Annotated in this window: 25 protein-coding genes and 1 pseudogene; 15 read left to right on the top strand and 11 right to left on the bottom strand. The window is 67.7% G+C overall.

Annotated elements, in window-relative coordinates; translation table 11 throughout:
- Positions 1-10 precede the first annotated feature (10 nt).
- Positions 11-463: an SRPBCC family protein gene (locus tag AC04MD_RS03585; RefSeq protein ID WP_475495945.1), complete on the bottom strand. Its 453-nt coding sequence runs from the start codon at positions 461-463 to the stop codon at positions 11-13.
- Positions 460-822, bottom strand: a complete 363-nt coding sequence (locus AC04MD_RS03590) for an ArsR/SmtB family transcription factor (protein WP_475495946.1) — start codon at positions 820-822, stop codon at positions 460-462. Before AC04MD_RS03590 ends, AC04MD_RS03585 begins: the two co-directional genes overlap by 4 nt.
- 86 nt (positions 823-908) lie before the next feature.
- Between AC04MD_RS03590 and AC04MD_RS03595 the strand changes: the two genes are divergently transcribed.
- From AC04MD_RS03595 to AC04MD_RS03615, 5 genes are all read left to right on the top strand, one after another.
- The gene (locus AC04MD_RS03595) at positions 909-1,658 is read left to right on the top strand and encodes a sulfurtransferase (RefSeq protein WP_475495947.1); all 750 of its coding nucleotides are present in this window, start codon (positions 909-911) and stop codon (positions 1,656-1,658) included.
- Entirely contained in the window at positions 1,655-3,223 is a 1,569-nt protein-coding gene (locus AC04MD_RS03600) for a protein adenylyltransferase SelO (RefSeq protein ID WP_475495948.1), read from the top strand. The genes AC04MD_RS03595 and AC04MD_RS03600 overlap by 4 nt, the downstream gene beginning before the upstream one ends.
- Before the next feature lie 191 nt (positions 3,224-3,414).
- Positions 3,415-4,086, top strand: a complete 672-nt coding sequence (locus AC04MD_RS03605) for a glutathione S-transferase (RefSeq protein ID WP_475495949.1) — start codon at positions 3,415-3,417, stop codon at positions 4,084-4,086.
- A 92-nt stretch (positions 4,087-4,178) separates the two neighbouring features.
- Positions 4,179-5,435 (top strand): threonine synthase, encoded by a 1,257-nt coding sequence (locus tag AC04MD_RS03610; RefSeq protein ID WP_475495950.1) that lies wholly within the window; start codon positions 4,179-4,181, stop codon positions 5,433-5,435.
- Between the two features lie 88 nt (positions 5,436-5,523).
- On the top strand, positions 5,524-6,504 hold the full coding sequence (locus AC04MD_RS03615; protein ID WP_475495951.1) for an LLM class flavin-dependent oxidoreductase: 981 nt from the start codon (positions 5,524-5,526) through the stop codon (positions 6,502-6,504).
- A gap of 60 nt (positions 6,505-6,564) precedes the next feature.
- Here AC04MD_RS03615 and AC04MD_RS03620 read toward each other — a convergent pair whose 3' ends face one another.
- The 3 genes from AC04MD_RS03620 to AC04MD_RS03630 all read right to left on the bottom strand — a co-directional run bounded on the left by AC04MD_RS03620 (position 6,565) and on the right by AC04MD_RS03630 (position 9,988).
- Positions 6,565-8,175, bottom strand: coding sequence for a carboxylesterase/lipase family protein (locus AC04MD_RS03620; protein ID WP_475495952.1), 1,611 nt, complete (start codon positions 8,173-8,175; stop codon positions 6,565-6,567).
- Positions 8,176-8,244: 69 nt separating this feature from the next.
- Positions 8,245-9,426 (bottom strand): BaiN/RdsA family NAD(P)/FAD-dependent oxidoreductase, encoded by a 1,182-nt coding sequence (locus tag AC04MD_RS03625; protein ID WP_475495953.1) that lies wholly within the window; start codon positions 9,424-9,426, stop codon positions 8,245-8,247.
- 4 nt (positions 9,427-9,430) lie between these two features.
- Complete coding sequence (locus AC04MD_RS03630) at positions 9,431-9,988, bottom strand: YaeQ family protein (protein ID WP_475495954.1); 558 nt, start codon at positions 9,986-9,988, stop codon at positions 9,431-9,433.
- Positions 9,989-10,302: 314 nt separating this feature from the next.
- Between AC04MD_RS03630 and AC04MD_RS03635 the strand changes: the two genes are divergently transcribed.
- Positions 10,303-10,512, top strand: coding sequence for a cold-shock protein (locus tag AC04MD_RS03635; RefSeq protein WP_055942770.1), 210 nt, complete (start codon positions 10,303-10,305; stop codon positions 10,510-10,512).
- 177 nt (positions 10,513-10,689) lie between these two features.
- Here the strand turns inward: AC04MD_RS03635 and dbpA are convergent, their stop codons facing one another.
- The 4 genes from dbpA to AC04MD_RS03655 are packed head-to-tail and all read right to left on the bottom strand — an operon-like array spanning position 10,690 to position 13,907.
- Entirely contained in the window at positions 10,690-12,066 is a 1,377-nt protein-coding gene (gene dbpA / locus AC04MD_RS03640; protein ID WP_475495955.1) for an ATP-dependent RNA helicase DbpA, read from the bottom strand.
- A 41-nt stretch (positions 12,067-12,107) separates the two neighbouring features.
- Positions 12,108-12,542, bottom strand: coding sequence for a barstar family protein (locus tag AC04MD_RS03645; RefSeq protein ID WP_475495956.1), 435 nt, complete (start codon positions 12,540-12,542; stop codon positions 12,108-12,110).
- Positions 12,539-13,120, bottom strand: coding sequence for a guanyl-specific ribonuclease (locus AC04MD_RS03650; protein ID WP_475495957.1), 582 nt, complete (start codon positions 13,118-13,120; stop codon positions 12,539-12,541). The genes AC04MD_RS03645 and AC04MD_RS03650 overlap by 4 nt, the downstream gene beginning before the upstream one ends.
- 7 nt (positions 13,121-13,127) lie before the next feature.
- On the bottom strand, positions 13,128-13,907 hold the full coding sequence (locus tag AC04MD_RS03655) for a YbaY family lipoprotein (protein WP_475495958.1): 780 nt from the start codon (positions 13,905-13,907) through the stop codon (positions 13,128-13,130).
- Between the two features lie 139 nt (positions 13,908-14,046).
- Between AC04MD_RS03655 and AC04MD_RS03660 the strand changes: the two genes are divergently transcribed.
- From AC04MD_RS03660 to AC04MD_RS03670, 3 genes are all read left to right on the top strand, one after another.
- A complete protein-coding gene (locus tag AC04MD_RS03660) occupies positions 14,047-14,652 on the top strand; it encodes a YdeI/OmpD-associated family protein (RefSeq protein WP_475495960.1) in 606 nt (201 codons plus the stop codon).
- A gap of 104 nt (positions 14,653-14,756) precedes the next feature.
- Positions 14,757-15,638 carry a ZIP family metal transporter gene (locus tag AC04MD_RS03665; protein WP_475495961.1) on the top strand — a complete coding sequence of 294 codons (882 nt, stop codon included), beginning with the start codon at positions 14,757-14,759 and terminating at the stop codon, positions 15,636-15,638.
- Positions 15,639-15,689: 51 nt separating this feature from the next.
- Positions 15,690-16,442, top strand: a complete 753-nt coding sequence (locus AC04MD_RS03670; RefSeq protein ID WP_475495962.1) for a glutathione S-transferase family protein — start codon at positions 15,690-15,692, stop codon at positions 16,440-16,442.
- Positions 16,443-16,587: 145 nt separating this feature from the next.
- Here the strand turns inward: AC04MD_RS03670 and AC04MD_RS03675 are convergent, their stop codons facing one another.
- Positions 16,588-18,342, bottom strand: coding sequence for a M14 family metallopeptidase (locus tag AC04MD_RS03675; RefSeq protein ID WP_475495963.1), 1,755 nt, complete (start codon positions 18,340-18,342; stop codon positions 16,588-16,590).
- A gap of 149 nt (positions 18,343-18,491) precedes the next feature.
- Here AC04MD_RS03675 and AC04MD_RS03680 point away from each other — a divergent pair, with 149 nt between their 5' ends.
- The 3 genes and pseudogenes from AC04MD_RS03680 to AC04MD_RS03690 form a co-directional block, all read left to right on the top strand.
- Positions 18,492-20,108 (top strand): POT-type proton-dependent oligopeptide transporter, encoded by a 1,617-nt coding sequence (locus tag AC04MD_RS03680; protein WP_475495964.1) that lies wholly within the window; start codon positions 18,492-18,494, stop codon positions 20,106-20,108.
- Between the two features lie 9 nt (positions 20,109-20,117).
- Complete coding sequence (locus AC04MD_RS03685) at positions 20,118-20,732, top strand: rhomboid family intramembrane serine protease (RefSeq protein ID WP_475495965.1); 615 nt, start codon at positions 20,118-20,120, stop codon at positions 20,730-20,732.
- A gap of 77 nt (positions 20,733-20,809) precedes the next feature.
- A pseudogene (locus AC04MD_RS03690) lies at positions 20,810-21,022 on the top strand (hypothetical protein); the annotation flags it as partial.
- Between the two features lie 615 nt (positions 21,023-21,637).
- Here AC04MD_RS03690 and AC04MD_RS03695 read toward each other — a convergent pair.
- A complete protein-coding gene (locus tag AC04MD_RS03695; protein ID WP_475495966.1) occupies positions 21,638-21,841 on the bottom strand; it encodes a hypothetical protein in 204 nt (67 codons plus the stop codon).
- A gap of 199 nt (positions 21,842-22,040) precedes the next feature.
- Between AC04MD_RS03695 and AC04MD_RS03700 the strand changes: the two genes are divergently transcribed.
- The 3 genes from AC04MD_RS03700 to cfa are packed head-to-tail and all read left to right on the top strand — an operon-like array spanning position 22,041 to position 24,373.
- Positions 22,041-22,340 (top strand): GNAT family N-acetyltransferase, encoded by a 300-nt coding sequence (locus tag AC04MD_RS03700; RefSeq protein ID WP_475495967.1) that lies wholly within the window; start codon positions 22,041-22,043, stop codon positions 22,338-22,340.
- 60 nt (positions 22,341-22,400) lie between these two features.
- On the top strand, positions 22,401-23,249 hold the full coding sequence (locus AC04MD_RS03705) for a DUF3298 and DUF4163 domain-containing protein (protein WP_475495968.1): 849 nt from the start codon (positions 22,401-22,403) through the stop codon (positions 23,247-23,249).
- Positions 23,250-23,254: 5 nt separating this feature from the next.
- Positions 23,255-24,373 carry a cyclopropane fatty acyl phospholipid synthase gene (gene cfa, locus AC04MD_RS03710; protein WP_475495969.1) on the top strand — a complete coding sequence of 373 codons (1,119 nt, stop codon included), beginning with the start codon at positions 23,255-23,257 and terminating at the stop codon, positions 24,371-24,373.
- The last annotated feature ends 38 nt before the right edge of the window (positions 24,374-24,411 follow it).

Consider the following 24,411-nt stretch of genomic DNA (forward strand, 5'->3'; position numbering starts at 1 on the left):
TCACGCTCCGTCAGAACAGTACGTGCAAGGCGTCGAGCATCGTGCTCCAGCCTTGCTGCGTGCGGTCGGCGTAATCGGCCCAGGCGCGCGGCAGGGTGTGGGTCAGGCGCAGCTCGCAGCCGCCGGGCGTCGGTGTGATGGCGATATCCACGACACTGCCGTCCTGGTCGGCTTCGCCCGCGATGGTCCAGGTGAAGGACAGTCGGTGCGGCCGTTCGATGACGAGATACTCGCCGACATGATCGATGCGTTCGCCGCTGCGTTCGACCAGCATCGAGAAGCGGCCGCCGACGCGTGGATCCACGTCCAGGCGCAGCACTTTTTCCTCGCGCACGTCCGGACCGAACATCCATTGGCCCAGCAGGCGCGGCGTCAGCCATGCATCGAAGACGCGTTCGGCGGGTGCGGCAAAGGCACGTTGCACGGTGACATCGACCGTGTCGGGCGCGGGAACTGGCGTCATGGCGGTTTCCGGATGGAGGAGGGAAGGGGCGCGGCGTCTGCCTGCAGGACGGCATCGAGTGCGTCGAGGCGGGCGGTCCAGAACTGCTCGTACTGCCGCAGCCAGGCTTCGCCTTCGGCGAGCGCCTGCGGCTGCAGGTGGCACAGGTGTGTGCGGCCCTGGATCTGTCGCGTCACTAGGCCGGCGCGCTCCAGTACCTTGATGTGCTTGGAGGCCGCGGCCAGGGAAATCTGGAAGGGGGCCGCCAGTTCGCCGACGCTGCGCGGCTGTCCGCCCAGGCTGCGCAACATGCGGCGCCGGGTACCGTCGGCGAGGGCGTGGAAGACGGCGTCGAGCCGCGGTGAGTCATGTTCAACCATGTGGTTGAGTATTCGGACGCCCCTGTCGACTGTCAACCATCTGGTTGAATAAAGGCCGAGTTGCCGACGGACGGTAAAATCGCATCATGGTCACCAACATCGCCGCCTACCACTTCGCTCCCATCGACGCGCCGGCCGATTTCGCCGCGAGCCTGCATGCACGCGCCGAGGCGCTGTCGCTGCGTGGATCCGTGCTGGTGGCGGGCGAGGGGCTGAACCTGTTCCTGGCTGGTGCCGCCGATGCGATCGAATCCTTCCTCGCACCGCTGCGCGCCGATGCGCGCTTCGCCGGGCTGCGGGTGAAGTACAGCCACAGCGCACGGATCCCGTTCGCGCGGCTCAAGGTCAAGGTGAAGCCCGAGATCATCAGCTTCCGTCGCCCCGGCACCACGCCAGAAGACGCGCGAGCGCCCGTCGTCGAACCCCGCACGCTGGCGCGCTGGCTGGAGCAGGGCCACGACGACGCCGGCCGCCGCGTGGTGATGCTGGATACCCGCAATACGCAGGAAATCGAGTACGGCACCTTCACCGGTGCGCTGACCCTGCCGATCGACAAGTTCACCGACCTGCCGGCTGCGCTGGAACCGCATCGCGATGCGCTGAAGGACACCACCGTGGTCAGCTTCTGCACCGGCGGCATCCGTTGCGAGAAGGCCGCGCTGTGGATGCAGGCCGACGGCATGGACAACGTGCTGCAGCTGGATGACGGCATCCTCGGCTACTTCGAGCAGGTCGGTGGCTTCGGCTATGACGGTGCCTGCTTCGTGTTCGACGAGCGCGTGGCCCTGCGTCCCGACCTGAGTCCGCTGGTGGACGAAGCCGCGGACGCCGCATGAGCGGCCTCGACGCGCTGCGCTTCGACAACCGCTTCCTCCGCGAGCTGCCGGGTGATCCGGAAGCGGGATTCCGGCGTCGCGAGGTGCGTGGCGCGCTGTGGTCGTCCATCGATCCAACGCCGGTCGCGGCACCGACCCTGCTGGCGCATTCGCGTGAAGTCGCGGCCTTGCTCGGACTCGACGACGCCGATGTCGCATCGCCCGCGTTTGCGCAGGTGTTCGGTGGCAATGCGCTGCTGCAGGGAATGCAGCCCTACGCCGGCAACTACGGTGGCCACCAGTTCGGCAACTGGGCCGGGCAACTCGGCGACGGCCGCGCCATCACGCTGGGCGAGACGGTCAACGCGGCTGGCGAACGTTGGGAACTGCAGCTGAAGGGCGCAGGCCCGACGCCGTACTCGCGTACCGCCGATGGCCGTGCGGTGCTGCGCTCCTCGATCCGCGAATTCCTGTGCAGCGAGGCCATGCACCATCTCGGCGTGCCGACGACGCGGGCGTTGAGCCTGGTCGGCACCGGCGAGCAGGTGGTGCGCGACATGTTCTACGACGGCCACCCGACCCCCGAGCCGGGCGCGGTGGTCTGTCGCGTCGCGCCCTCGTTCCTGCGCTTCGGTCATTACCAGCTGCCGGCGTCGCGCGGCGAGACGGATCTGTTGCGTGCGCTGGTGGACTTCACCATCCGACGCGATTTCCCGCATCTGGCCGGAGCAGGCGAAGCGCTGTACGCCGCCTGGTTCGGCGAGGTCTGCGAACGCACGGCGGTGATGGTGACGCACTGGATGCGCGTGGGCTTCGTCCACGGCGTGATGAACACCGACAACATGTCCGTGCTCGGCCTGACCATCGATTACGGGCCGTACGGCTGGATCGACAACTACGATCCGGACTGGACGCCGAATACGACCGATGCGCAAGGCCGGCGCTACCGCTTTGGCTGGCAGCCGCGGGTGGCGGGCTGGAACCTGAGCCGCTTCGCGCAGGCGCTGTCGCCGCTGTTCGATGGTGTGGAGGCGCTGCAGGACGGTCTGCAGCGCTTCGCCGATGCGTATTCGCAAGCCGACCGCGACACTATCGCGCGCAAGCTGGGATTGGCCGAATGCCGCGACGACGATGTCGAACGCATGGCGACCTTGCAGGGTCTGTTGCAGGAAGGCGAGATCGACATGACGCTGTTCTTCCGCGCGCTGATGGATGCGGATCCGATGGATGCCTCGCTGTCGGCGTTGGACGAGGCCTTCTACGACCCGGCCAAACGCGACGCGGTGTCGCCAGCGTTGCGCGACTGGATGGCGGCCTATGGACGTCGCCTCGACGACGACGCGCTCGACGCCGCTTCGCGTCGCGAACGCATGCGCCTGGCCAATCCACGCTACGTGCTGCGCAACTACCTGGCGCAGCAGGCTATCGATGCAGCCGGGTCGGGCGACCTGACCGGTGTCCACGACCTGCTGGAGGTCATGCGGCGGCCTTACGACGACCAGCCCGGGCGAGAGCGTTTCGCGCAACGTCGGCCAGAATGGGCCCGGCAACGTGCTGGCTGCTCGATGCTGTCGTGCAGCTCCTGAGCGAAGCGGCCTTCTGTAGGAGCGACGTCAGTCGCGACCGCAAGCCAGTGGCGTCCATGGGGTTTGGACCACATAGGATCCTTGGTCCACGAAGAAGTGTATCGGGCTACGAGAGCGTACGGTCGCGACTGACGTCGCTCCTACCACAGCGGTCGGCGCGGTAGCATGCGTTACTACTGCGGAGCGCCCACATGATCACCGTCCACCACCTCAACAACTCCCGTTCGCAGCGCGTGCTCTGGTTGTTGGAGGAACTGGGCCTGGACTACACGGTGGTGCGCTACCAGCGCGACCCGAGGACGATGCTGGCGCCGCCGGAGCTGAAGAAGGTGCACCCGCTGGGCAAGTCGCCGGTGGTGGTGGATGGCGAGCACGTGCTGGCCGAATCCGGTGCCGTGCTCGAATACCTGGTGGAGCGCTACGACGCCGCACGCCGGTTCGCGCCATCGCCGGGGACCGCCGAACACCTGCGCTACCGCTACTGGCTGCATTACGCCGAAGGCTCGGCGATGCCGCCGATGCTGATGAGCCTGGTGTTCTCGCGCCTGAAGAAGGCGCCGATGCCGTTCTTTGCCAGGCCGATCGCCCGCGGCATCGCCGACAAGGCGATGCGGACCTTCGTCGGTCCGCAGGTGAAGCTGCACCTGGACTACATGGAACGCGAACTCGGTAAGGCGGCGTGGTTCGCCGGCGAGCAGTTCAGCGCGGCCGACATCCAGATGAGCTTCCCGGTGGAAGCGGCGGCGGCCCGTGCAGGACTGGAGACGTACCCGAACCTGGCCGGCTTCCTCGCGCGCATCCACGCACGGCCGGCCTACCAGTGTGCGCTGGAGCAGGGCGGGCCGTTCGACCTGCTGGGCTGACATGCGCTTCGGGTGACCGAAATGAGCCAAGGTCATGAGTTACGCGTGGGGCTCGCCGCTATCCTGTACGCGCCTTGCTGACTGGAGTGACGATGTCGTACGTGCGTTGCCTGCGAGGCCTGGGATCGGGCGTGGAGTATTCCGCCGACCAGCCGATGAACCTGGATCCTGTCGATGGCCGGCCGGTGGAAATGGTGCTCGACCTGGAGCGCCTGGCGGCCGAGTGGCCGGACCGCGGCTGGTATCGGCCCGTGCGTCGCGACATGTGGCGCTTCGGTGCGCTGATGGCGCTGGATGCGGCCGATCCGCGCGATGCCGCCCATCTCGTCCCGCTTGGTGAGGGCGCGACTCCGCTGCTCGACTACCGCGATCATCCGGTTGCGCGGCAGGCGGGGCTGGTGCTGCAGCTGAAGGACGAAGGCAGGGCGCATGCGGGCCATGGCGCCAATCCGACCCAGAGTTTCAAGGACCGCGGCATGGCGATGGTGGTCGCGCAGGCGCGTCGGCTTGGTCTGTCGCGCCTGGCGGTGCCCACGCAGGGCAACGCGGGCGACTCGCTGGTCCGCTACGCCCTTGCGGGCGGTCTATCGGTGGTGGTGGCGATGCCGGACGACACGCCTGCGCCGATCGTCGGCAGTGTCGCCGCGGCCGCGCACCGGCACCCCGACCGTGTCCAGCTGATCCTGCAGGGGCCGACGATCCGTGAGGCAGGTGCGTTCCTCAAACAGCACTATGTGCCGCAGGGCTGGTTCTCGGTGGCGACCTTCCAGGAGCCCGGCTGGCGCATCGAGGGGAAGAAATCGTTGGGCCTGGAACTGGCCGAACCGGTCGCGGGCGAGCGTCGCTGGTCGTTGCCCGACGTGGTCGTCTATCCCACCGGCGGCGGGACCGGCGTGCTCGGCATGTGGAAAGCCTGGGATGAGCTGCAGGCGCTGGGCGTGATCGGCGCGCAGCGACCACGCATGATCTGCGTGCAGAGCGCGGCGACCACGCCGCTGGTACGCGCGTTCGATGCCGGTGCCGATGACACCACGGCGCTGGACGCAGGCGACACGCTGGCGGTCGGGCTCAACGTGCCCGGCGGCGTCGGCCATTTCCGTGTGCTGCAGATCCTGCGCGCCAGTGGCGGTGCTGCCGTCGTGGTCGAGGAAGCCGACATCGCGGCCGAATCGGCGCGGCTGTGGCGCATGCGGCCGGAAGGCTGGGTGGGGCCGGAGGGCGCGGCCTGCCTGGCGGCGCTGCCGCAGCTGCTCGATCGTGGCGTGCTGAAGCGTGGAGAGCGCGTGGTCGCGGTAAATACGGGGTCGGCCGAGAAGTACCTGCCGCAGCTGCGCCACCTGTTCCAGTAGTGCCACGGGATGCAGCGTCCCGCGACGCGTGGTGGAATCGGAGGCGCGGCGACCCCATGACGATGGCATCGTCATCGCGGGTGATTCCATGATTCCGTATTCGCTTCTCGACCTGGCTCCCGTCTGCGAAGGCAGCGACACCACGCAGGCCTTCGTCCACATGCGCGACCTCGCGCAGCACGCCGAGCGCTGGGGCTATACGCGCTACTGGCTGGCCGAGCACCACAACATGCCGGGCATCGCCAGCGCCGCGACGGCGGTGCTGATCGGGCACGTCGCGGGCGCGACCTCGACCATCCGCGTCGGGTCCGGCGGCATCATGCTGCCCAACCACTCACCGCTGCAGGTGGCCGAACAGTTCGGCACGCTGGCGTCGCTGTATCCCGGACGCATCGACCTCGGACTGGGGCGTGCGCCCGGCACCGACCAGGCCACCGCGCGCGCCTTGCGCCGCTACTTCGACAGCGCCGATCAGTTTCCCCAGGACGTGCAGGACGTGCTGCGCTACTTCGAACCGGTGCAGGACGGGCAGGCCGTGCGCGCCGTGCCGGGAGTCGGACTCGACGTGCCGGTCTGGTTGCTGGGCTCCAGCCTGTTCGGTGCGCAGCTGTCGGCCGCGCTCGGCCTGCCGTACGCGTTCGCGTCGCACTTCGCGCCCGACGCCATGGACCAGGCTTTGCTGCTCTACCATCGCGACTTCCGTCCCTCGAAGCATCTCGCGAAGCCGCACGCCATGCTCGCGCTGAACGTGGTCGCGGCGGAGACCGATGCCGAAGCGAAACACCTGTTCACCACCCAGCAGCAGGCCTTCGTCAACCTGCGCCGCGGCCGCGCCGGGCTGGTACCGCCGCCGATCGACGACATCGAGGCGTTCTGGCAGCCGCACGAGAAGGCCGGCGTGGAACAGGCGCTCGCCTGCGCCGTCGTAGGCAGCCGCGACACCGTTCGCAAGGGCATCGCCCAGTTCATCGAGCGCCATCGCCCGGACGAGCTGATGCTGACCGCCAACATCTTCGATCACGCCAAGCGCCTGCGGTCGTTCGAGATCGCCGCCGAGGTCATGTCGTAGCGTGCGCCGTGCGCACGATGGAGTTGATGCACATCTCTGCGGTCGTGCGCGTGGCGCACGCTACGACGTGCCTCGCTGGATGAACGGTACGCGCTCGTAGAGCCGCCGCTCACCACCGCGCGGATCGTCCTGCATGCCGGAGACGTCGTCGAGCACCATCGTCTGCCGCCGGGGTAGCGTGTAGGGCGACCAGGACGGGATGCCTGCGTGGTTCGGATCGCCATGGCGGGCGAGGGCGAGCAGCGCGCCGCTCATGCGCGCTGCCATCGTGCGGGCACGCGCATCCGTGCCCGTCTTCGATCCTTCCACGCCGGTGTTGTCGAATACCAGCGGGATGTCGAGCGTGTGGAAGGCGCGCAGCCGACCGCCGTCCGCGGGCGAGCGCCAATCCAACTGGTAGACCCACGCAGGCGATCCCTGTCGTGCGCGTTCCTCGGCTTCGATCACGGCACCGCGCCACGAGCGTCCCGCCGTGGTGGCCGCGAAGAAGACGTCCGACGGTGTGTAGTCCGGATACAGCCGGAGGTACTCGGCGATCACCACCTCCGGCGACAGGTCCACGTACTGCTGCTCGCGCAGCTTCTGCGGCAGCTGGTCCCAGGTCAGGGCAAAGTTCGCCTCGTCGTTGCCGAGGAAGGCCCGGGTTTCGTCGCGCGTGTTGCCGATGATCATCGGGATGCGCGCGGACTGCGCCGGCGCATCCGGGTAGAAGGGATGGCGGGGCAGGCTGCGCGCATCCAGCACGGGACCGAAGTAGAGCGAGGTGTCCTCCGTGCGCGACGGATCGCGGACCCGCGTGGCCTCCAGCAGGCGCGCCATCGGCATCGCCAGCAACGCGTCGATGTCGCCGGGTTTCAGTCCGAGTTCGGCAAGGAACAGTGCGCTGCGCTGCGCCGCCGCGCGTGGTCCGGCGGCGGTCACCTGCTGGCCGCTCATCGTCATCGCCTTGTGGAACAGGCCGTCGGCCTCCGGCATCGCCATCAGCGTGGCGATTTTTGCGCCGCCGCCGGATTGGCCGAACACGGTGACGTTGCCGGCATCGCCACCGAACGCGTGCGCGTGCTCGCGCACCCAGCGCAGCGCATCGATCAGGTCGAACTGGCCGACGTTGCCCGCGTCCATGACGCGTTCGTCACCGGTTTCGCCCAGGTAGAGATAGCCGAAGGCATTGAGCCGATGGTTGACGGTGACCACGACGACATCGCCGCGGCGGCACAGGTTCCCGCCGTCGTAGAGCGGGTGCGATCCCGAGCCGTTGTTGTAACCACCACCATGCAGATAGACGAGGATGGGGCGCTGCGCGCCGTCGCGCAGACCCGGCGTGTAGACGTTGAGGAACAGGCAGTCCTCGCTGACCGGCTGGCCATCGGCATCGCCGCGCTGCGGGGCGGATGCGCCGAAGCGGACGGTATCGCGCACGCCGGTCCAGCCGTTCTCGCGCAGCGCACGCTGGAAGCGCCGGGTGCCGGTGTCGGCGCCGTAGGGGATGCCGCGGAAGACATGGATGCCGTGGTCCGTGAGCCCCGCGATACGGCCACTGCGGGTGGTCGCGAGGCTGGATTTCCCCGCGGCTGGAGTCGCAGGCAGGGCCGTCGCCAGCATGCCCAAGCCGGTGGTGCCGGCCAGTTGCCACAGGAACTGGCGTCGCGACGTGTCGGCGGATACGGTCATGGAAACCTTGGAATGACACCGGTTTCCAGAGGCTAGCAAAGTCGGTCCGGCCAGGAACGCCGCAGTGCGTCAGGCCGCCATGCCTGCCGCGTGACCCGAGGCCCAGGCCCACTGGAAGTTGTAGCCCCCCAGCCAGCCGGTGACGTCGAGCACTTCGCCCACGAAGAACAGGCCCGGCACACGCTTCGACATCATCGTGCTGCTGGACACGCCGTCGGTGTCCACGCCGCCCAGGGTGACTTCGGCGGTGCGATAGCCCTCGGTGCCGCTGGCGACCAGTGGCCAGTCAGCCAGCAGTCCGGCCGCCTCCTTCAGCTGCGGCGCGTTGAACTGCTTCATCGGCCGGTTCGGCAGCCAGACCTCGCACAGGCGCTGGGCAAAACGGCGGGGCAGCGCGTCCGACAGCACGGTCTTCAGCTCGGCATCCGGACGCTGCGCCTGCTGCGACTGCAGCCAGTCCAGCGCGTCACGGTCGGGCAGCAGGTCCAGGCGCAACTCGTCGCCGGGCTGCCAGTACGAGGAGACCTGCAGGATCGACGGTCCGCTGACGCCACGGTGGGTCAGCAGCATGAAGTTGCGGAAGCGCGCCTTGCCGCAGCGCGCCTCGACGGGCAGGGCGACGCCGCTGAGGTCGGTCAGGCGTTGCTGGTGCTTTCCGCTCAACGTCAGCGGCACCAGGCCGGCGCGCGTGGGCAGCACCTCGTGGCCGAACTGGCGCGCCAGCTCATAACCGAAACCGGTGGCACCCATGCTGGGAATCGACAGGCCACCCGTGGCGACCACCAGCGACGGCGCGGCGACGCGGCCGAGCGTCGTATCCAGCCGGAACACGCCATCGGCTTGTTCGACCTTGTGCACGCTGCAGCCGGTCTCGAAGCGCACGCCGGCGGCCAGGCATTCGTCCACCAGCAGCTTCACGATGAGCTTGGACGAGACGTCGCAGAACAGCTGGCCGAGCTCCTTCTCGTGGTAGGCGACGCGGTGCTTCTCGACCAGTTCGATGAAATCCGCCGGTGTGTAGCGCGCCAGCGCCGATTTGCAGAAATGCGGGTTCGCCGACAGGAAGTTGGCGGGCGTGGTGCCGGTGTTGGTGAAGTTGCAGCGCCCGCCGCCCGACATCAGGATCTTCTTGCCCACCTTGTTGGCGTGCTCGATCACCAGTACGCGCAGGCCGCGCTGGCCGGCGGTGAGCGCGGTCATCAGGCCGGCGGCGCCACCGCCGATGACCAGCACGTCGTGGGTGGGCAGCATGCGCTCAGGTGGCCCGCGCGAGACCCGCCTGACGGATGGTCGGGGTGATGGCGACCACCTGGTCGTCGGTCAGCCACTGCATTTCGCCGTCCTGGATCATCACGCTGAAGCGCATGCTGCGCACCATCAGGGCGGTCAGGGCGTCCACGGATTCGGTGGCGATGTCGAGCACGGTCAGGTTGCGGTGGCGGGCCAGCAGCGCACTGTGCTTGTCCCACCAGAGGTCGGCCGCACGGCCGCCGTAATTGACCACGATCACCTCGTTGGCCCGTCCGCAAGCCTTGCGGATGCGGGATTCGTCCGGCTGGCCCAGGTCGATCCACTGCTCGATCAGCCCGGTGTAATCCTTGCGCCAAAGATCCGGTTCCTCCTCGTTGCTCAGGCCCTTGCCGAACTCCAGGCGTTCGTCCGCGTGCAGGGCGAAGGCCAGCAAGCGGACCATCAGCCGCTCGTCCGTCTCGGAGGGGTGCTGGGCCAGGGTCAGGGCGTGGGTGCCGTAGTAATGCCGGTCCATGTCGCTGATCTGCAGTTCGGCTTTGACGACGGTGGACTTGAGCGCCATGGCGGGGGTTCGGCAAAAGGGGCGCCATCATACGCTGGCCGGGCCGGGAGGCCCGGCGGGCCGCCTGCAACCGGTTTCATGACCAGGCGCGGGGACCCCTGTTCAGCTTGTCGCATCAAGGGATTCGCTTTTACGAGAAAAGCCCGGTAGAGTGCGCGGCACTGTGCTTGCCAGGGTCACCGTGAATCGTGAGCCTGATGCGGTAGATACATCTGCTACATCTTCCCGCTTTACCAACGCCTGCAAACCCAGTCCCGTCCCGGTCACATGCCGGGGTTGTGGTCCTTTCATCCATGTTTCAGGAGTTAGTAAAGATGTCTGATCGTCAGACCGGCACCGTCAAGTGGTTCAACGACGCCAAGGGCTTCGGCTTCATCACCCCGCAGAGCGGCCCCGACCTGTTCGTGCACTTCCGCTCGATCCAGGGCAATGGCTTCAAGTCGCTGAAGGAAGGCCAGGCGGTCTCCTTCGTCGCCGTGCAGGGCCAGAAGGGCATGCAGGCCGACCAGGTGCAGCCGCTGTAATCCAGCGCTGAACCCAACGGTTCAAGAAAACGCCGGTGCGCAAGCGCCGGCGTTTTTGTTCGTGGAGCACGGGAATCTCAAGACGTCATTCCAGCGCAAGCTGGAATCCATTGCCAATGAACGCTGAGGGATCAACAGAGCGAATGGGTCCCAGCTTTCGCTGGGACAACGGGGCGGTCAGAGCTTGCGCACGCGGAAGCTGCGGCCCTTGATCTTGCCGGCGTTGAGGCGGGCCAGCGCGGCCGCGGCCTTGTCGCGCGCGACCGCCACGTAGGTGCGCGTCGGGAAGACGTTGATCTTGCCGATCGCCGAGGCCGACAGGCCGGCATCGCCGGTCAGCGCGCCGAGCACGTCGCCCGGACGCAGCTTGTCGGTCTTGCCGGCGTCGATGCGCAGCGTGGTCATCGCGGCGGGCGGTGCGGCATGCGCCTTGGGCGCGGTCGGCACGTTGCGGTCCCACAGCAAGGGCGCGCCCAGGCGCTCCTCGATCATGGTGGCGCGTGGCAGTTCGCGCGGCGTGCACAGGCTGATCGCCAACCCATCGCGACCGGCACGGCCGGTGCGGCCGATGCGGTGCACGTAGGTGTCGGCGTCGCTGGGCATGTCGTAGTTGACGACCAGCGCCAGGTCTTCGATGTCGAGGCCGCGCGCGGCCACGTCGCTGGCGACCAGCACGTTGCAGCTGCGGTTGGCGAAGCGCACCAGCACTTCGTCGCGGTCGCGCTGTTCCATGTCGCCGTGCAGGGCGAGGGCGGAGAAGCCGAAGTGCTGCAGCGAACCGGCGACTTCGTCGACGTCCTTGCGCATGTTGCAGAAGACCACGCCGGACTCGACGCGGTGCTGAGCGAGCAGGCCGGCCAGCGCGGTCTGCTTGCGCGCCGGATCGACCTGGACGAAGCGCTGCTCGATCACCGCCTGTTCCTGCGGCGCATCGACGGTGACTTCCAGCGGATCGCGCAGCGTATTGCGCGCAATGCCGCGGATGGCATCGGTGAAGGTGGCCGAGAACAACAGGCTCTGGCGGTCTTTCGGCGTCTTGCCGGTGATCTCGCGGATCGGCTCCTCGAAACCCATGTCGAGCATGCGGTCGGCTTCGTCCAGCACCAGCGTGCGCACGCCGCCGAGGTGCAGCGCCTTCTTGCGCAGCAGTTCCTGGATGCGGCCGGGCGTGCCGACCACGACGTGCGGGTCGTGCGCTTCCAGCGAGCGCAACTGGGGTTCCAGCGGCATGCCGCCGCACAGCGTCAGCACTTTCAGGTTGGGCAGGCCGACCGCCAGCTTGCGCAGCTGCTGTGCGACCTGATCGGCCAGTTCACGCGTCGGGCACAGCACCAGCGCCTGCGTGCGTACCGTGGCGATATCGAGCTTGTGCAGCAGCCCCAGGCCGAACGCGGCGGTCTTGCCGCTGCCGGTCGGCGCCTGGGCGATGACATCGCGCCCATCGAGGATGGCGGGCAGGCTGCGCGCCTGGATCGGGGTGGGCTGGGTGTAGCCGAGCGCCTGGACGCCCTGCTGCAGGCCGGGCGCCAGCGGGAGAGAAGTGAAATCGAGCATGCGGCATTTTCGCAGATCGGCGCCGCCGCTGCCCGGACCGGCTACTGCAGGTCGGGGAAATCCTCGTCCGGCAGCGCGATGAATGCCCAGAACGGCACCTCGTCCGCAGCCCACGACTGCGAGGCCTCGTCGAGGATGTCCAACAGCGTGTCGAAGTCGGCTTCGGTGCGGTCGCGCAACTCGTGCGCCTGCTCGAACAGCAGCACATAGCCTGGCGCTTCCAACCAGGACAGGTCGCGCAGGCTGTCGGACAGGGCATCCCAGTTGCGGCCCGAGGTCTGCGGGAAGTCCAGCACCGTGGCGATCCGCAGCAGCAGGGCCGATTTGCTGTCGCAGCCGGACAGGTCGATGCGGCGCGCGAGCAGGCCGGCATCGCGACCGACGGCGGACAACGGGTCCAGGTCGTCCTCGGTGACGAAGAACACGCCGGCGCGCGCGGGATCGGCCAGCCCGGGATCGAAGCCGGATTCGCTCATGGCTTGGCTCCGCCGCCGATTTCGAACCGACGGAAGCTCTCGTAGTGATCATCGGTGTAGTAGTACTCGCGCGGCGGCTGCCCGCCGGTGACGATGCGGCGCTCGCCGCGATGGTCGAGGCCGGGCGTGTCGACGGTGTATTCGCGGTAATAGCCACGCGCCTGCCGCGGCAGCCGGCCTTCGCGGTTCTGGAATACGCTGCCGTCCTGCCGGTGCGGGAACGGCCCGCCGCGCTGGATCAGCGACAGCGTCTGCCGCGCTTCTTGCGGCAGGAAGGCGGGCAGGGTGTCGACGCCGCGTGCCGGGGCCGGCGCAGCGACCGGTGCGGTGGGCGCGACGTCGGGGACCTCGCCCGCGAGTTCGCCGGGCCGCGTCTGCTCCACCGGCGGCAGAGTCAGTACGGCGCTGGTATGGCGTGGGGCTGCGGTTTCCTGCGACGCAGCGGCCGGCGCGGCAGGGGCATCGGCACGCTGCGACCACCACCACCAGGCGCCGGCGCTCAGGACGAGCAGCGCGAGGATGGCGAACAGCGGGAGGCGTTGGCGGCTCTGGCGGCGTGCGCGGGAACGTCGACTCATGCGGGCATCATTCCGTCAGGAAGCGGCCACAGCCGCGATAGGTCTTGCCTGCGACGGTCAGGATCGCCGACGCGGGATACTCGGTGTCGCTCATGCCGTCGCTGCAGGTTTCCTGCTTCGTCGCGAGCGACACGGCCACGCCATCACCGGTGGTGCCGGCGTAACCATCGGCCGTCTTCCGCGCCTGGGCGACCTCCACCTTGCGTTCGCCATAGTCCAGATCCGCAGAAAGCCGGGGTGTCGCGCCACCGCCCACTTCCACCGACCAGCCGGGCTCGGTACCCAGGCCACGGAACGCGCTGCCGCGGGCCTTGGCCTGCTCCCACGGCGTACCGGCCGAAGGCGCGACCGGATCGCCGCCGGCACGCACCAGCCGGAACTCCACCGGCGCGGACGAGCCCGGCGTCACCGGCACGCGCGTATCGGTGACGAACCACAGCGTGCCCTGCGCGTCGCGCAGGCCGGCATGCAGGCCATACATCCCGTTCGGCCTGAGCTTGGCCGGGTCGTAGGGCAGGGAGAACACGAACGGCGGGCCTTTGATGTCGGCGAAATCCGCGCTGGCGATGACGGCGGCCGACGTATCAGCCAACTGGTTGTCGATCAGCTGCACGCTGAGGACCGCGCCGGGCGGCGGCGCGATCCGTTCCAGATAAACGGCGCGTCCCTGGATCGTGGTCGCGGGTTTAGGAGCGGCAGGCGTATCGCCGGACGTCGGCGCGGTGGCCGGCGACTGGCAGGCTGCCAGCACGAGCAGGCAGGCGGTGGTCAGCAGGGGACGGAACATCGCACACGCTCCTCGTGGTCCGGTGGCGGGCCGCCAGCTTAGCGATGGCGGACGTAATGGTTCGTCAACGCGGGAAGCGGCGCTGCGCGGACGGCAGTGCAGGACCGCGCTACAGTGGCGCGACTCCGGGAGTACGGTCATGTCAGCTCACGATCCGCGCGTGGATGCGTACATCGCGACATCGGCGCCATTCGCCCGGCCCATCCTCGAGCAGCTGCGGGGCAGCGTGCACGCGGCCTGCCCATCGGTGCAGGAGGACATCAAGTGGAGCATGCCGTCGTTCCAGTACGGTGGCCGCATCCTCTGCCAGATGGCGGCGTTCAAGCAGCACGCGTCGTTCGGCTTCTGGCAGCACGCGGCGGTGACGGAAGGCAAGGCGCGCGACGGCATGGGCAGCCTGGGACGGCTGGAGACCATCAAGGACGTGCCGTCGAAGCGCGACCTGACGGCGCTGTTGCGCAAGGCGATGGCGCTGATCGATGAGGGAGCGACCTCGACGGCGACGCGCGGGAAACCCGCACCGCGCGCTGCGCTGAAGGTGCCGGCCGACCTGCGCGATGCACTGGCCGGCAACGCCAGGGCGAAGGCGACGTTCGACAGCTTCAGCCCCAGTGCGCGCCGCGACTATATCGAATGGATCACCGAGGCCAAGCGCGAGGACACGCGCGCACGTCGGTTGGCGCAAGCGGTCGAGTGGATGGCGGAAGGCAAAATGCGGAACTGGAAGTACGCCAGGCCGACATGAGCGATCGGTATCGCCGATGGTGCTGATTCAGTTTTGCGACGAGCGTCCGCGCATTCGTGGGACTAGTATCGGCCCCGACGCCGCACCGGGCATGGAGCAACCGCATGAATCGCGTCCTGCAGCCGTTCGCCTACACCCGTGCACCGACTGCGTGGCCGTTCGTGGTCGCGGTGCTGTCGATCGTGCTGGTGTCGTCGTGGCTGGTCGCTGCGATTCCGCTGGACGACGCCGATGGCATCCGCCGCGCGCTGCGGGGTGGCGCCCTGTGCGCACTGGCCACGGCGCTGGGTGCAATGCCGGTCTGGGTGGTGAAGCGGCTGCCGCAGCAAGTGGCGGACGGTCTGCTGGGATTCGGCGCCGGCGTGATGCTGGCGGCGACCGCATTTTCGCTGGTGTTGCCCGGACTGGATGCCGCGGAGCGTGCCGGTTACTCGGCGTGGGGTGCGGCCGGACTGGTCAGTGCCGGCGTGATGGTGGGCGCACTCGCGCTGCTGGCGCTGGACAGGAGCACGGTGGAGGATCCGCGCGATGCGGACCGGCACCTGGTGCCGTCGCGAGTGATGCTGTTCGTGCTGGCCATCGTGCTGCACAACGTCCCCGAAGGCATGGCGGTCGGTGTCGCGGCCGGCGGTGGCTTGAGCGGAGCGGAAGGCCTGGCGATGGGCATCTCGCTGCAGGATGTCCCGGAAGGACTGGTGGTGGCGCTGATCCTGGCCGGCGCCGGCATGGCACGCAGCAAGGCGGTTTTCATTGGTGCCCTTTCGGGCGTGGCCGAGCCGGTCGCCGCGGTGTTGAGCGCATGGGCCGTGGCATTTTCCTCTGTGCTGCTGCCGTGGGGCCTGGCGTTCGCCGCCGGGGCCATGCTGATCGCGGTCGGACATAGCGTGATTCCGGAATCCAACCGGCATGGCCATGGCGCGACGGCGTCGCTGGGCCTGGCGATCGGCTTCTGCCTGATGATGGCGCTGGATACCGCGCTGGGTTGACCGCGACGCGCCTCATGCGCACGCTGCGTCCGTCCACGGAGGAGCAGACGCATGAGTGAGCCCCTGACCATCATCGGCAACCACCTGTCGCCGTATGTGCGCAAGGTGCTGGTCTGCCTGGAGCTGAAGGGCATCCCGTACCGCATCGATCCGATCGCGCCCTTCGTCGGCAACGAGGAGTTCAGCCGGGTCAGTCCGCTGCGACGCATTCCGGTGCTGATCGATGGCGAACTGGTGCTCAACGATTCCACCGTCATCTGCGAGTACCTGCAGGACCGTTTCCCGGAGATACCGCTGTATCCCGCCGACCCCGTGCAGCGGGCGAGGGCGCGCTGGCTGGAGGAATACGCGGACTCGCAACTCGGCGATGTCATCGTCTGGCGGATGTTCTTCCAGAAGGGCGTGCGCCGCTTCCTGTTCAACGAAGGCACCGACGAGGACGTCGTGCGCAAGGCGCGCGAAGAGGAGCTGCCGGTCGCGCTGGACTACCTGGAGGCGCAGCTGCCGGAACAGGGATGGATCTTCGGCGAGCTGTCCATCGCCGACATCAGCCTCGCGGCGTTCTTCCGCAATGCCGCGTTCGTGCGCTACCAGGTGGATGCGGTCCGCTGGCCGCGCATGGCGACCTTCCTGGAGCGCGCATGGGCGCTGCCCGCGTTCCGCACGCTGGCGACGTACGAGGACGCGATGCTGCGGACACCGCTGCCGGAGCAGCGCGCCGTGCTCGCAGCGATGGGAGCACGGCTCACCGAGAGCACCTACGGCAATGCATCGCCAAGGTATGGGTTGAGGCGTCTGGGGTGAAGGCGTACCTGTGTTCTTTTGTAGGAGCGACGTGAGTCGCGACCGTACACGTTCGGCTTCCATGACGCAGAGCGCGATGCCGAAGACAACGACGCTGCCGACGTGCGGTCGCGACTGACGTCGCTCCTACAGGAAGCCGATCGGATCAGGGCGCGACGTCGACGCGCAGCACTGGATACAACTGGTAGCGCTCGTCCCAGGACGGATGGCGGCGGTAGAAGAATTCCAGCCGCGCGCTGGGATCGGCGGCGAAGGCCTGGTCCTCGCGCAGTTTCTTCTCGAACGCGGCCTTCACCGCCGGGTCGCGCAGCATCTCGCGCGCCACGGATTCGGCTACGTAGTCTTCCATGTACTCCTTGCGCTCGAAGGCGTTGTTGAATCGCCCCCAGGCGAGCAACGAGTCCGGCGCCAGCGGTTCCAGCAGCGCCATGACCAGGCGCGACTTCGCTTGCGCGATCGGCACGAACAGCGAGTCGGCCGGCACGCCGCGCGCCTCAGGCTGCCAGCTGCCCTCCACGGTCAGCCGCTGGTGGGTTTCCACCGAGCCGGTGCCGAAGCTGCTCTTGCTGGCGCGGAACGCGGCGGCATTACCTTGCCAGGGCTTGCCCAGCAGCCGGTATTCCACGCCATGCGTCTTCAGCACGGCCGCCACCCATGATGCGTCGGCGGCAGGCACCAGATAGCCCGCGCCCGGCGCCTGGACGACGACGCCGGGACGGATGTCGTCCTTCAGCGGCACCTTCCAGATCTGCGGCGTGGTCTCGTCGTAGCGCGTCATCAGTGCGCCCGATACGTCGGACTTCGTGCGCGTGTAGGCGTAGCCGCGGAAATCCACGGTGCGCGCGGTGGGGGCCGCGACATAGGTCAGCGGCTCCCGCTGGCTTCCCAGTTTTGCTGCCGCGACATCGGCCTGCTTCGCCGCGGCCAGCCAGGCGGCGCCGTCTTGGGCGACGTGGTCCAGCACCGACACCACGGTGTTGCGGGTGATGCGCACGCGGACCGGGTATTCCTTCCACGAATGCGTTTCGACCAGCATGGCGATGCGGTTGCGCAGCAGGTAATAGCCATGCGAGAAGCGCGGCGGCGGCACGCTGTCCTCGAAGCCGGACGTCGGATCATCCTGCACCACGAACGAGGGGTAGTAGGGCAGGGGCAGCGAGCCCTGCTTCGATAGGTCGTCGATGACGCCGGTTCGCAGCGCCAGGCCAGCCTTGCGCAGACCGGCATCGCCGGCATGCACGGGCTCGACCTGGATCGAAATGTCGTGTTCGAACTGTGCGCCGTTGGTCGCGTGCAGGTCCACGGTCACCAGCGGATCCCAGCGCTGCACCAGTTGCAGCATCGCCTGCATTTCGGGCGTGTCGGCCTTCAGGTAGTCGCGATTGAGGTTGTAGTTCTGCGCGGTGGTGCGCCAGCCCATTTCCTTCGGGCCGCGCTGGTTGGGTCGGTTCCAGGCGCCGAAACGCTCGTGGCCGTCGACGTTGAACACCGGCACGAACACCCACACCAGCTTGTCGAGGGCACCGGTGGCCGCCTTGCCTTCCAGTACGTCCCGCAAGGCCAGGAAGCCGGCGTCCTTGCCGTCGATCTCGCCGGCATGGATGCCGCCCTGGATCAGCACGACCGGCAGTCCGCGACGTTGCGCCTGTTCCGGCGTCAGTGCGCCGCTGGTGGAGGCCACCAGCGCCTTCATCGGCCGTCCTTCCGGCGTGGTGCCGAACGTGGTGCAGCGCACCGCCTTCGGATACTGGCGCGCGAAGGCATCGCACAGCGCCGTCACTTCCTCGTAGCGACCGGTCTCGAGGAAGCCGGAACGCTCGGAGACCGTGGTCAATGCGGACTGGGCGTTCGCCAGTGGTACCAGGGCCAGCAGCAGGGAGGCGCAGAGCGGTCGCAGCATGGGGAATTCCTGAACAGGGCAGGGGCGCATGATGCCGCGCAATCGCGGACAGTCCCAGTCCCTGTTCGGTCATCTCGCGATGCCGCCGTGGTTCGACCCTGCGCGGGCGGATACGGTACCCTTCCGGGACTTTTTCACCGGAAGATCGGATGAGCACGACCGCAGAAGCCAACCAGGGCCGCATGCCCCGCCAGATTCCCTACATCATCGGCAACGAGGCGTGCGAGCGGTTCAGCTTCTACGGGATGCGCAACATCCTGGTGCCGTTCCTGATCAGCTCGGTGCTGCTGGCCTACCTGCCGGACCAGGCCGCGCGCGAGGGTGCGGCCAAGGACCTGTTCCACAGCTTCGTCATCGGTGTGTACTTCTTCCCGCTGCTGGGCGGCTGGCTGTCCGACCGCTACTTCGGCAAGTACAACACCGTCCTGTGGTTCTCGCTGATCTATTGCGCCGGCCATGCCTGCCTGGCGCTGTTCGAAAGCAACGCGACGGGGTTCTATACCGGCTTGTTCCTGATCGCGCTGGGGTCGGGTGGTATCAAGCCCCTGGTGGTGACGTTCTGCGGCGACCAGTTCGACCAGACCAACAAGAGCAAGGCGAAGGTCGTCTTCGATGCCTTCTACTGGATCATCAACTTCGGTTCGTTCTTCGCGTCGCTGCTGATGCCGCTGGTGCTGCGCAGCTGGGGCCCGGCGTGGGCATTCGGCATTCCGGGCATCCTGATGTTCATCGCGACCTTCATTTTCTGGCTGGGGCGCGACAAGTACGTCAACGTGCCGCCGTCGCGCGGCAACGATCCGGATTCGTTCCTCACCATCGTGCGCAGTGCGCTGCTGGGCAAGGGCTTCGGATTCGGCACGCTGGTCGCCACGGTCGGCCTGGTCGGCGCGATGGCGATGCTGGCGCTGTGGGCGCTGAAGTTCGCCGGTGTCGGCCTGTGGCCGGAGGCGTGGGGTTTCGTCATCACCGCCTGTCTTGCGCTGGGTGCCATCATCGCCGGTGTCGGCTTCGGCGCGTCGCTGCAGCTGGAACGTGCGCGCGGCATGCACCCGGATGCCGCCATCGAAGGCGTGCGCTCGGTGTTGCGCATCCTGATCGTGTTCGCGCTGGTCACGCCGTTCTGGTCGCTGTTCGACCAGAAGGCCTCGACCTGGGTCATCCAGGGCAAGGCGATGGTGATCCCGCACGACCTGTGGTGGTGGCCGAGCTGGCTGGTGAAGGACGCCACCCAGATGCAGGCGCTGAATCCGCTGATGGTCATGCTGCTGATCCCGTTCAACAACCTGGTGCTGTACCCGGCGCTGCGGAAGATGGGCTTCAACGTCACCGCGTTGCGCCGGATGGGTTGGGGCATCGCCATTTCCGCGCTGTCGTGGATCGTGGCGGGCATGCTGCAGCTGCAGATGGATGATGGCCAGCAGGTTTCGCTGGCGTGGCAGACGCTGCCTTACCTGCTGCTGACCTTCGGCGAAGTGCTGGTGTCGGCGACCGCGCTGGAGTTCGCCTACAGCCAGGCGCCGATGGCGATGAAGGGTGTGATCATGGCGTTCTGGTACCTGACCAGTACCTTCGGCGGCCTGTGGGTGCTGCTGACCAATGCCAGCGTCCGTGATCCGGCGGTGATCGGCTGGATCCAAGCGCAGGGCTGGACGGAAAACGCCTTCCTGATGTTCTTCTTCGCAGGCTTCGCGTTCGTGGCGGCACTGGCGTTCGCGCTGTACGCCAGGACCTATCCCATGCAGGACAACTACCGTACCGCGGCCTGAGGACGAGAGATGGACGCACCGATCACCCTGCTGCTCATCGCCGCCACCTGCGTCGTCAGCCTGATTGCGTTCCGCACCCCGCGCTTGCTGATGCGGCTGATCCTGTGGCCGCCGGCGATCGACCGCCACCGCCAGTACGACCGGCTGGTGACCTACGGCTTCATCCACGCCGATTTCTGGCACCTGTTCTTCAACATGTTCACGCTGTTCTTCTTCGGTCGCCAGATCGAGGGCTGGATGGCGGCGCAGAAGGGCCCGTGGGTATTCCCACTGTTCTACTTCTCGGCGCTGGTGGTGTCGATCCTGCCGACCTACCTGAAGCACCAGAAGGATCCCAACTACCGCAGCCTCGGCGCATCCGGCGCGGTATCGGCCGTGCTGTTCGCCTTCATCATGCTGGCGCCATGGGCCACGATCGGCGTGTTCTTCATCCCGATGCCGGCCATCGTGTTCGCGGTGCTCTACATCGCCTACAGCATCTGGATGGACAAGCGTGGCGGCGACAACATCAACCATGGCGCCCACCTCGCGGGCGCCGCCTACGGCGTGCTGTTCCTGGTGGTGATGGATACCGGCGTGGTCGAGCACTTCCTGCAGAAGCTGTCGCAGCCGCGTTTCGGTTAAGCCCCCATTGCGGCTTTGCTCACCTGCATTGAAGGTGGGCCGTGCTATCCCGGTGGCGTGTCCCACCCGTGGAGGAGCGCATGGCGACCCGCAAGGCAGCAGCCAAGAAGGCAGTCAAGAAAGCCGCCAAGAAGACGGCGGCCAAGAAGAGCACGGTCCGCAAGACGGTGAAGAAGGCCGCGAAGAAAGTGGCGAAGAAAGCCGCAACCAAGAAACGCGTTGCGAAGAAGGCGGTCAAGAAGGCCGCGCCACGCAAGACCGTCAAGAAAGCTGCGAAGAACGCAGCGCCGCGCAAGGTCGCCAAGAAGACGACGCGCACCGTAGCCCCCAAGAAGGCCGCTGCCAAGAAGACAGGCAAGACGGCCGCCAAGAAGGTAGCGAAGAACGTCACGAAGACGGTTGTAGCCAAGCGCGCGGTCACCAAGAAGGCCGCCGCTAAGCGCACCGCGCCACGCAAGACTCCTGCGAAGAAGGCCGCATCGCGCAAGCGCGCTCCCCGGAAGGTCACGCCAGCGCAGGCGCTGGCCACGGCGCGCACGCTGCTGGAACAAAAGCACGAGCACGATCGCCAGCCTGCACCGTGGCAGCAGCTGGACCAGAACGGTCAATCGGGTACGCCGGGCGCGGGTTTCGTGTCGAACGAAGCGGCGGCCAAGGCGAATGAGCTGCATGCGGCAGAAAGCCGCATGAAGGCCATCCAGGGCAGCTCGGGTACGCAGGACCGGCGCAACCAGGGCAAGCGCGACCATCGCGGCGAGTAGAACGCGCCGTTCGCGTCGATGAGGAGGGGTTTCTTTCTGCCTGCATCACGAGTGCAGGTGGGACGGGACTCCGGCGCGGCAGTCGCACCCGAGGGCGGACCCCTGCGCCGCGCCGGAGCGCCCGGTAGACGTCTTGCGGGTCGATCAATCCATCAGGGAGTGGACGGCGTGCACGCCGTTGGTCTCGCTGCCGGAGTAGGTCGACATCAGGCGCTCGTACACCGCGTTGTTAAGTTTTTCGAATTCCCACGCGTCGGTGTGGCCGGTGACGGTGAGCTGGTACAGGCCTTCCAGCAGGGTGAAGTCGCTGGCGTTGGAGACGTCGGGCAGTGCGTCGATCAGGCTCATGGCGGAACTCCGAGATGCAGGTCTATGGCCCGTATCACGCAGCAATCGTGCCAACTTTGGATTTGAGAACCGCATCACGCTCGCGCAAGGTGATGGTCTTTTCACAAGGGTGAATGTGACGCGCTGCGTCCAGTTCTGCCGCACGGCCATCCCGGGCATTGCGTCACACTGTCGGGGTGTCCCCTACCACGGAGCCGCCATGACCGGTGACCTGCCTGCCCTCGACCTGCATCACGACCCCGCGGCTCGCCGGTTCTCGACCCGCCTGGACGGGCACGAGGCCGAGCTCGTGTACTCGCTGCGGAGCGAGCGCATGGTCATCGACCACACCGGCGTCCCCGATGCGATCGGTGGCCGGGGCGTCGCGGCCGCGCTGGTCAGGGCGGCGCTGGATCATGCGCGTGCGCAGGGCTGGCGGGTGGTGCCGGCCTGCTCCTATTCCGCCGCGTACATCCAGCGGCATCCGGAGTACGCCGATCTGGTGGATGCGCGATCGTGATGGAGGAGCGCGGTGGCGCGGCCTAGAATGACGCCCATCACACGCGGAAGGAGCCCGAACGTGTCAGCCCCCCCCATCTCCCGTCACCCCGCCCGCCAGCTCGGCCTCGTCCTGGTAACGGTACTCGCGCTGGCCGCCTGCCAGCGCGAACCCACGCCGCGGCCGGCGGTCTCCGGCCAGCCGCAGGCCCCGGCCGCGACTCCCGTCGAGACCACCGAAGCCCCGGTCGAGCTGAAGGATGTCATCGAGGCCACCGACCGCTATGTCGTGGGCATCAGCTATCCCGCCACGGTCAACCGCTACCCCGGCCTGGCCAGGGCGCTGTCCGCCTATACCGAAGCCGAGCGCGCAGAACTGATGGAAGCCGTCGAGGCGTTCGGCAACGACAAGCCATCGGCGCCCTATGAGCTGTCGCTGGCGTTCGAACAGGTCGTGGAGACGCCACGCATCGTCGCGGTGGCCGCCGACGGCAGCCGCTACACCGGCGGCGCGCACGGGCAGCCGCTCATCGCGCGCTTCGTCTGGCTGCCGCAGCAGGACACCCGCCTGACCGCCGGGGCGCTTGTTCCCGATGCCAAGGGCTGGCAGGCCGTCAGCGACTACGTGCGCGAGCAGCTGCATACCGCGGTGGTGAACCGCGCGGACGAAGACGAACTGGCGCCGACCGATCGGGCGGCGCTGATCAAGAGCACGTTCCGGATGATCGACGAAGGCACCGAGCCTGAGGCCGGCAACTTCAGCGAGTTCGTGCCGGTGCTCGACGCGTCGGGCCACGTCACCGCACTGCGTTTCGTGTTCCCGCCCTACCAGGTGGGCCCGTATGCCGATGGTACGCAGACGGTCGACGTGCCAGCGGCCCTGCTGCTGCCGCACGTCGCCCCGGCGTACGCGGAGCTCTTCGCCCGCTGACCGCCATGCCGCACGCCCGCTTCGAGCGCAGGATCGCAGACCTGTTGGCCGAAGCGGATGTGCGGATCGGCGGAGACCGTCCCTGGGACATCCAGGTCCATGACCCGCGCTTCCATGCCCGCGTACTGGGGCAGGGCTCGCTGGGCCTGGGCGAAAGCTACACGGACGGCTGGTGGGATGCGGCCTCGCTTGACGGCCTGCTGTTCCATCTGCTTGCGGCACGCATGGACGAGCGTGTGCATGGGGCGGGCGAGGTCTTCGACGCGCTGCGCGCACGCCTGGCCAACCTGCAGTCGCCGCGCCGCAGCGTCGACGTCGGACGCCGCCATTACGACCTGGGCAACGACCTCTATGCCGCCATGCTGGGCCGGCGGCTGGTCTACAGCTGCGGCTACTGGCGTGACGCCGGCGACCTGGACGCCGCGCAGGCGGCCAAGCTCGACCTGGTCTGCCGCAAGCTCCAGCTGCGGCCCGGGATGCGGGTGCTGGACATCGGCTGTGGCTGGGGCGAAGCGCTGAAGTTCGCTGCGGAACGCTATGGCATCAGCGGCGTCGGCATCACGATTTCCCGCGAACAGGCCGAGTACGCACGCCGGTTGTGCGCGGGCCTGCCGGTGGAGATCCGCCTGCAGGATTACCGCCTGCTGGACGAACCGTTCGATGCGGCGTTCTCGCTGGGCATGTTCGAACATGTGGGCGCGAAGAACTACGACGTTTATCTCGACGTGGTACGACGCTGCCTGCCACCGGAGGCGCTGTTCCTGCTGCATACCATCGGTGGCAACCATTCGGTGTTGCGGTCCGATCCGTGGATCGCACGCTACATCTTCCCCAACTCGATGCTGCCGTCGGCGGCACAGATCGCGCAGGCGACCGAGGGGCGCTTCGTGATCGAGGACTGGCACAACTTCGGTGCCGACTACGACCTCACGCTGCAGGCGTGGCGGGACAACGTCGAATCGGCATGGGACGCGCTGGGCGCGCGCTACGACGAGCGCTTCCGGCGGATGTGGCGGTTCTACCTGTCGGTCTCGATGGCCACGTTCCGCAGTCGCCGGTCGCAGCTGTGGCAACTGGTACTGTCGCCGCGTGGCGTGCCGGGTGGCTACGTGGCGCCGCGCTGAGCCGCGCACAAACGAAAAGAGCAGGCCGCAGCCTGCTC

The sequence above is a fragment of the Pseudoxanthomonas sp. LjRoot206 genome, assembly GCF_056175725.1.

Excerpts from the sequence above, each read along its gene's own strand:
- cfa (WP_475495969.1), top strand. The coding sequence starts at position 23,255 with ATGCCGCACGCCCGCTTCGAGCGCAGGATCGCAGACCTGTTGGCCGAA.
- AC04MD_RS03685 (WP_475495965.1), top strand. The coding sequence starts at position 20,118 with ATGGACGCACCGATCACCCTGCTGCTCATCGCCGCCACCTGCGTCGTC.
- AC04MD_RS03635 (WP_055942770.1), top strand. The coding sequence starts at position 10,303 with ATGTCTGATCGTCAGACCGGCACCGTCAAGTGGTTCAACGACGCCAAG.
- AC04MD_RS03670 (WP_475495962.1), top strand. The coding sequence starts at position 15,690 with ATGAGTGAGCCCCTGACCATCATCGGCAACCACCTGTCGCCGTATGTG.
- dbpA (WP_475495955.1), bottom strand. The coding sequence starts at position 12,066 with ATGCTCGATTTCACTTCTCTCCCGCTGGCGCCCGGCCTGCAGCAGGGC.
- AC04MD_RS03700 (WP_475495967.1), top strand. The coding sequence starts at position 22,041 with ATGACCGGTGACCTGCCTGCCCTCGACCTGCATCACGACCCCGCGGCT.
- AC04MD_RS03660 (WP_475495960.1), top strand. The coding sequence starts at position 14,047 with ATGTCAGCTCACGATCCGCGCGTGGATGCGTACATCGCGACATCGGCG.
- AC04MD_RS03675 (WP_475495963.1), bottom strand. The coding sequence starts at position 18,342 with ATGCTGCGACCGCTCTGCGCCTCCCTGCTGCTGGCCCTGGTACCACTG.
- AC04MD_RS03610 (WP_475495950.1), top strand. The coding sequence starts at position 4,179 with ATGTCGTACGTGCGTTGCCTGCGAGGCCTGGGATCGGGCGTGGAGTAT.
- AC04MD_RS03605 (WP_475495949.1), top strand. The coding sequence starts at position 3,415 with ATGATCACCGTCCACCACCTCAACAACTCCCGTTCGCAGCGCGTGCTC.
- AC04MD_RS03695 (WP_475495966.1), bottom strand. The coding sequence starts at position 21,841 with ATGAGCCTGATCGACGCACTGCCCGACGTCTCCAACGCCAGCGACTTC.
- AC04MD_RS03645 (WP_475495956.1), bottom strand. The coding sequence starts at position 12,542 with ATGAGCGAATCCGGCTTCGATCCCGGGCTGGCCGATCCCGCGCGCGCC.
- AC04MD_RS03625 (WP_475495953.1), bottom strand. The coding sequence starts at position 9,426 with ATGCTGCCCACCCACGACGTGCTGGTCATCGGCGGTGGCGCCGCCGGC.
- AC04MD_RS03655 (WP_475495958.1), bottom strand. The coding sequence starts at position 13,907 with ATGTTCCGTCCCCTGCTGACCACCGCCTGCCTGCTCGTGCTGGCAGCC.
- AC04MD_RS03620 (WP_475495952.1), bottom strand. The coding sequence starts at position 8,175 with ATGACCGTATCCGCCGACACGTCGCGACGCCAGTTCCTGTGGCAACTG.
- AC04MD_RS03585 (WP_475495945.1), bottom strand. The coding sequence starts at position 463 with ATGACGCCAGTTCCCGCGCCCGACACGGTCGATGTCACCGTGCAACGT.
- AC04MD_RS03630 (WP_475495954.1), bottom strand. The coding sequence starts at position 9,988 with ATGGCGCTCAAGTCCACCGTCGTCAAAGCCGAACTGCAGATCAGCGAC.
- AC04MD_RS03590 (WP_475495946.1), bottom strand. The coding sequence starts at position 822 with ATGGTTGAACATGACTCACCGCGGCTCGACGCCGTCTTCCACGCCCTC.
- AC04MD_RS03665 (WP_475495961.1), top strand. The coding sequence starts at position 14,757 with ATGAATCGCGTCCTGCAGCCGTTCGCCTACACCCGTGCACCGACTGCG.
- AC04MD_RS03650 (WP_475495957.1), bottom strand. The coding sequence starts at position 13,120 with ATGAGTCGACGTTCCCGCGCACGCCGCCAGAGCCGCCAACGCCTCCCG.
- AC04MD_RS03600 (WP_475495948.1), top strand. The coding sequence starts at position 1,655 with ATGAGCGGCCTCGACGCGCTGCGCTTCGACAACCGCTTCCTCCGCGAG.
- AC04MD_RS03680 (WP_475495964.1), top strand. The coding sequence starts at position 18,492 with ATGAGCACGACCGCAGAAGCCAACCAGGGCCGCATGCCCCGCCAGATT.
- AC04MD_RS03615 (WP_475495951.1), top strand. The coding sequence starts at position 5,524 with ATGATTCCGTATTCGCTTCTCGACCTGGCTCCCGTCTGCGAAGGCAGC.
- AC04MD_RS03595 (WP_475495947.1), top strand. The coding sequence starts at position 909 with ATGGTCACCAACATCGCCGCCTACCACTTCGCTCCCATCGACGCGCCG.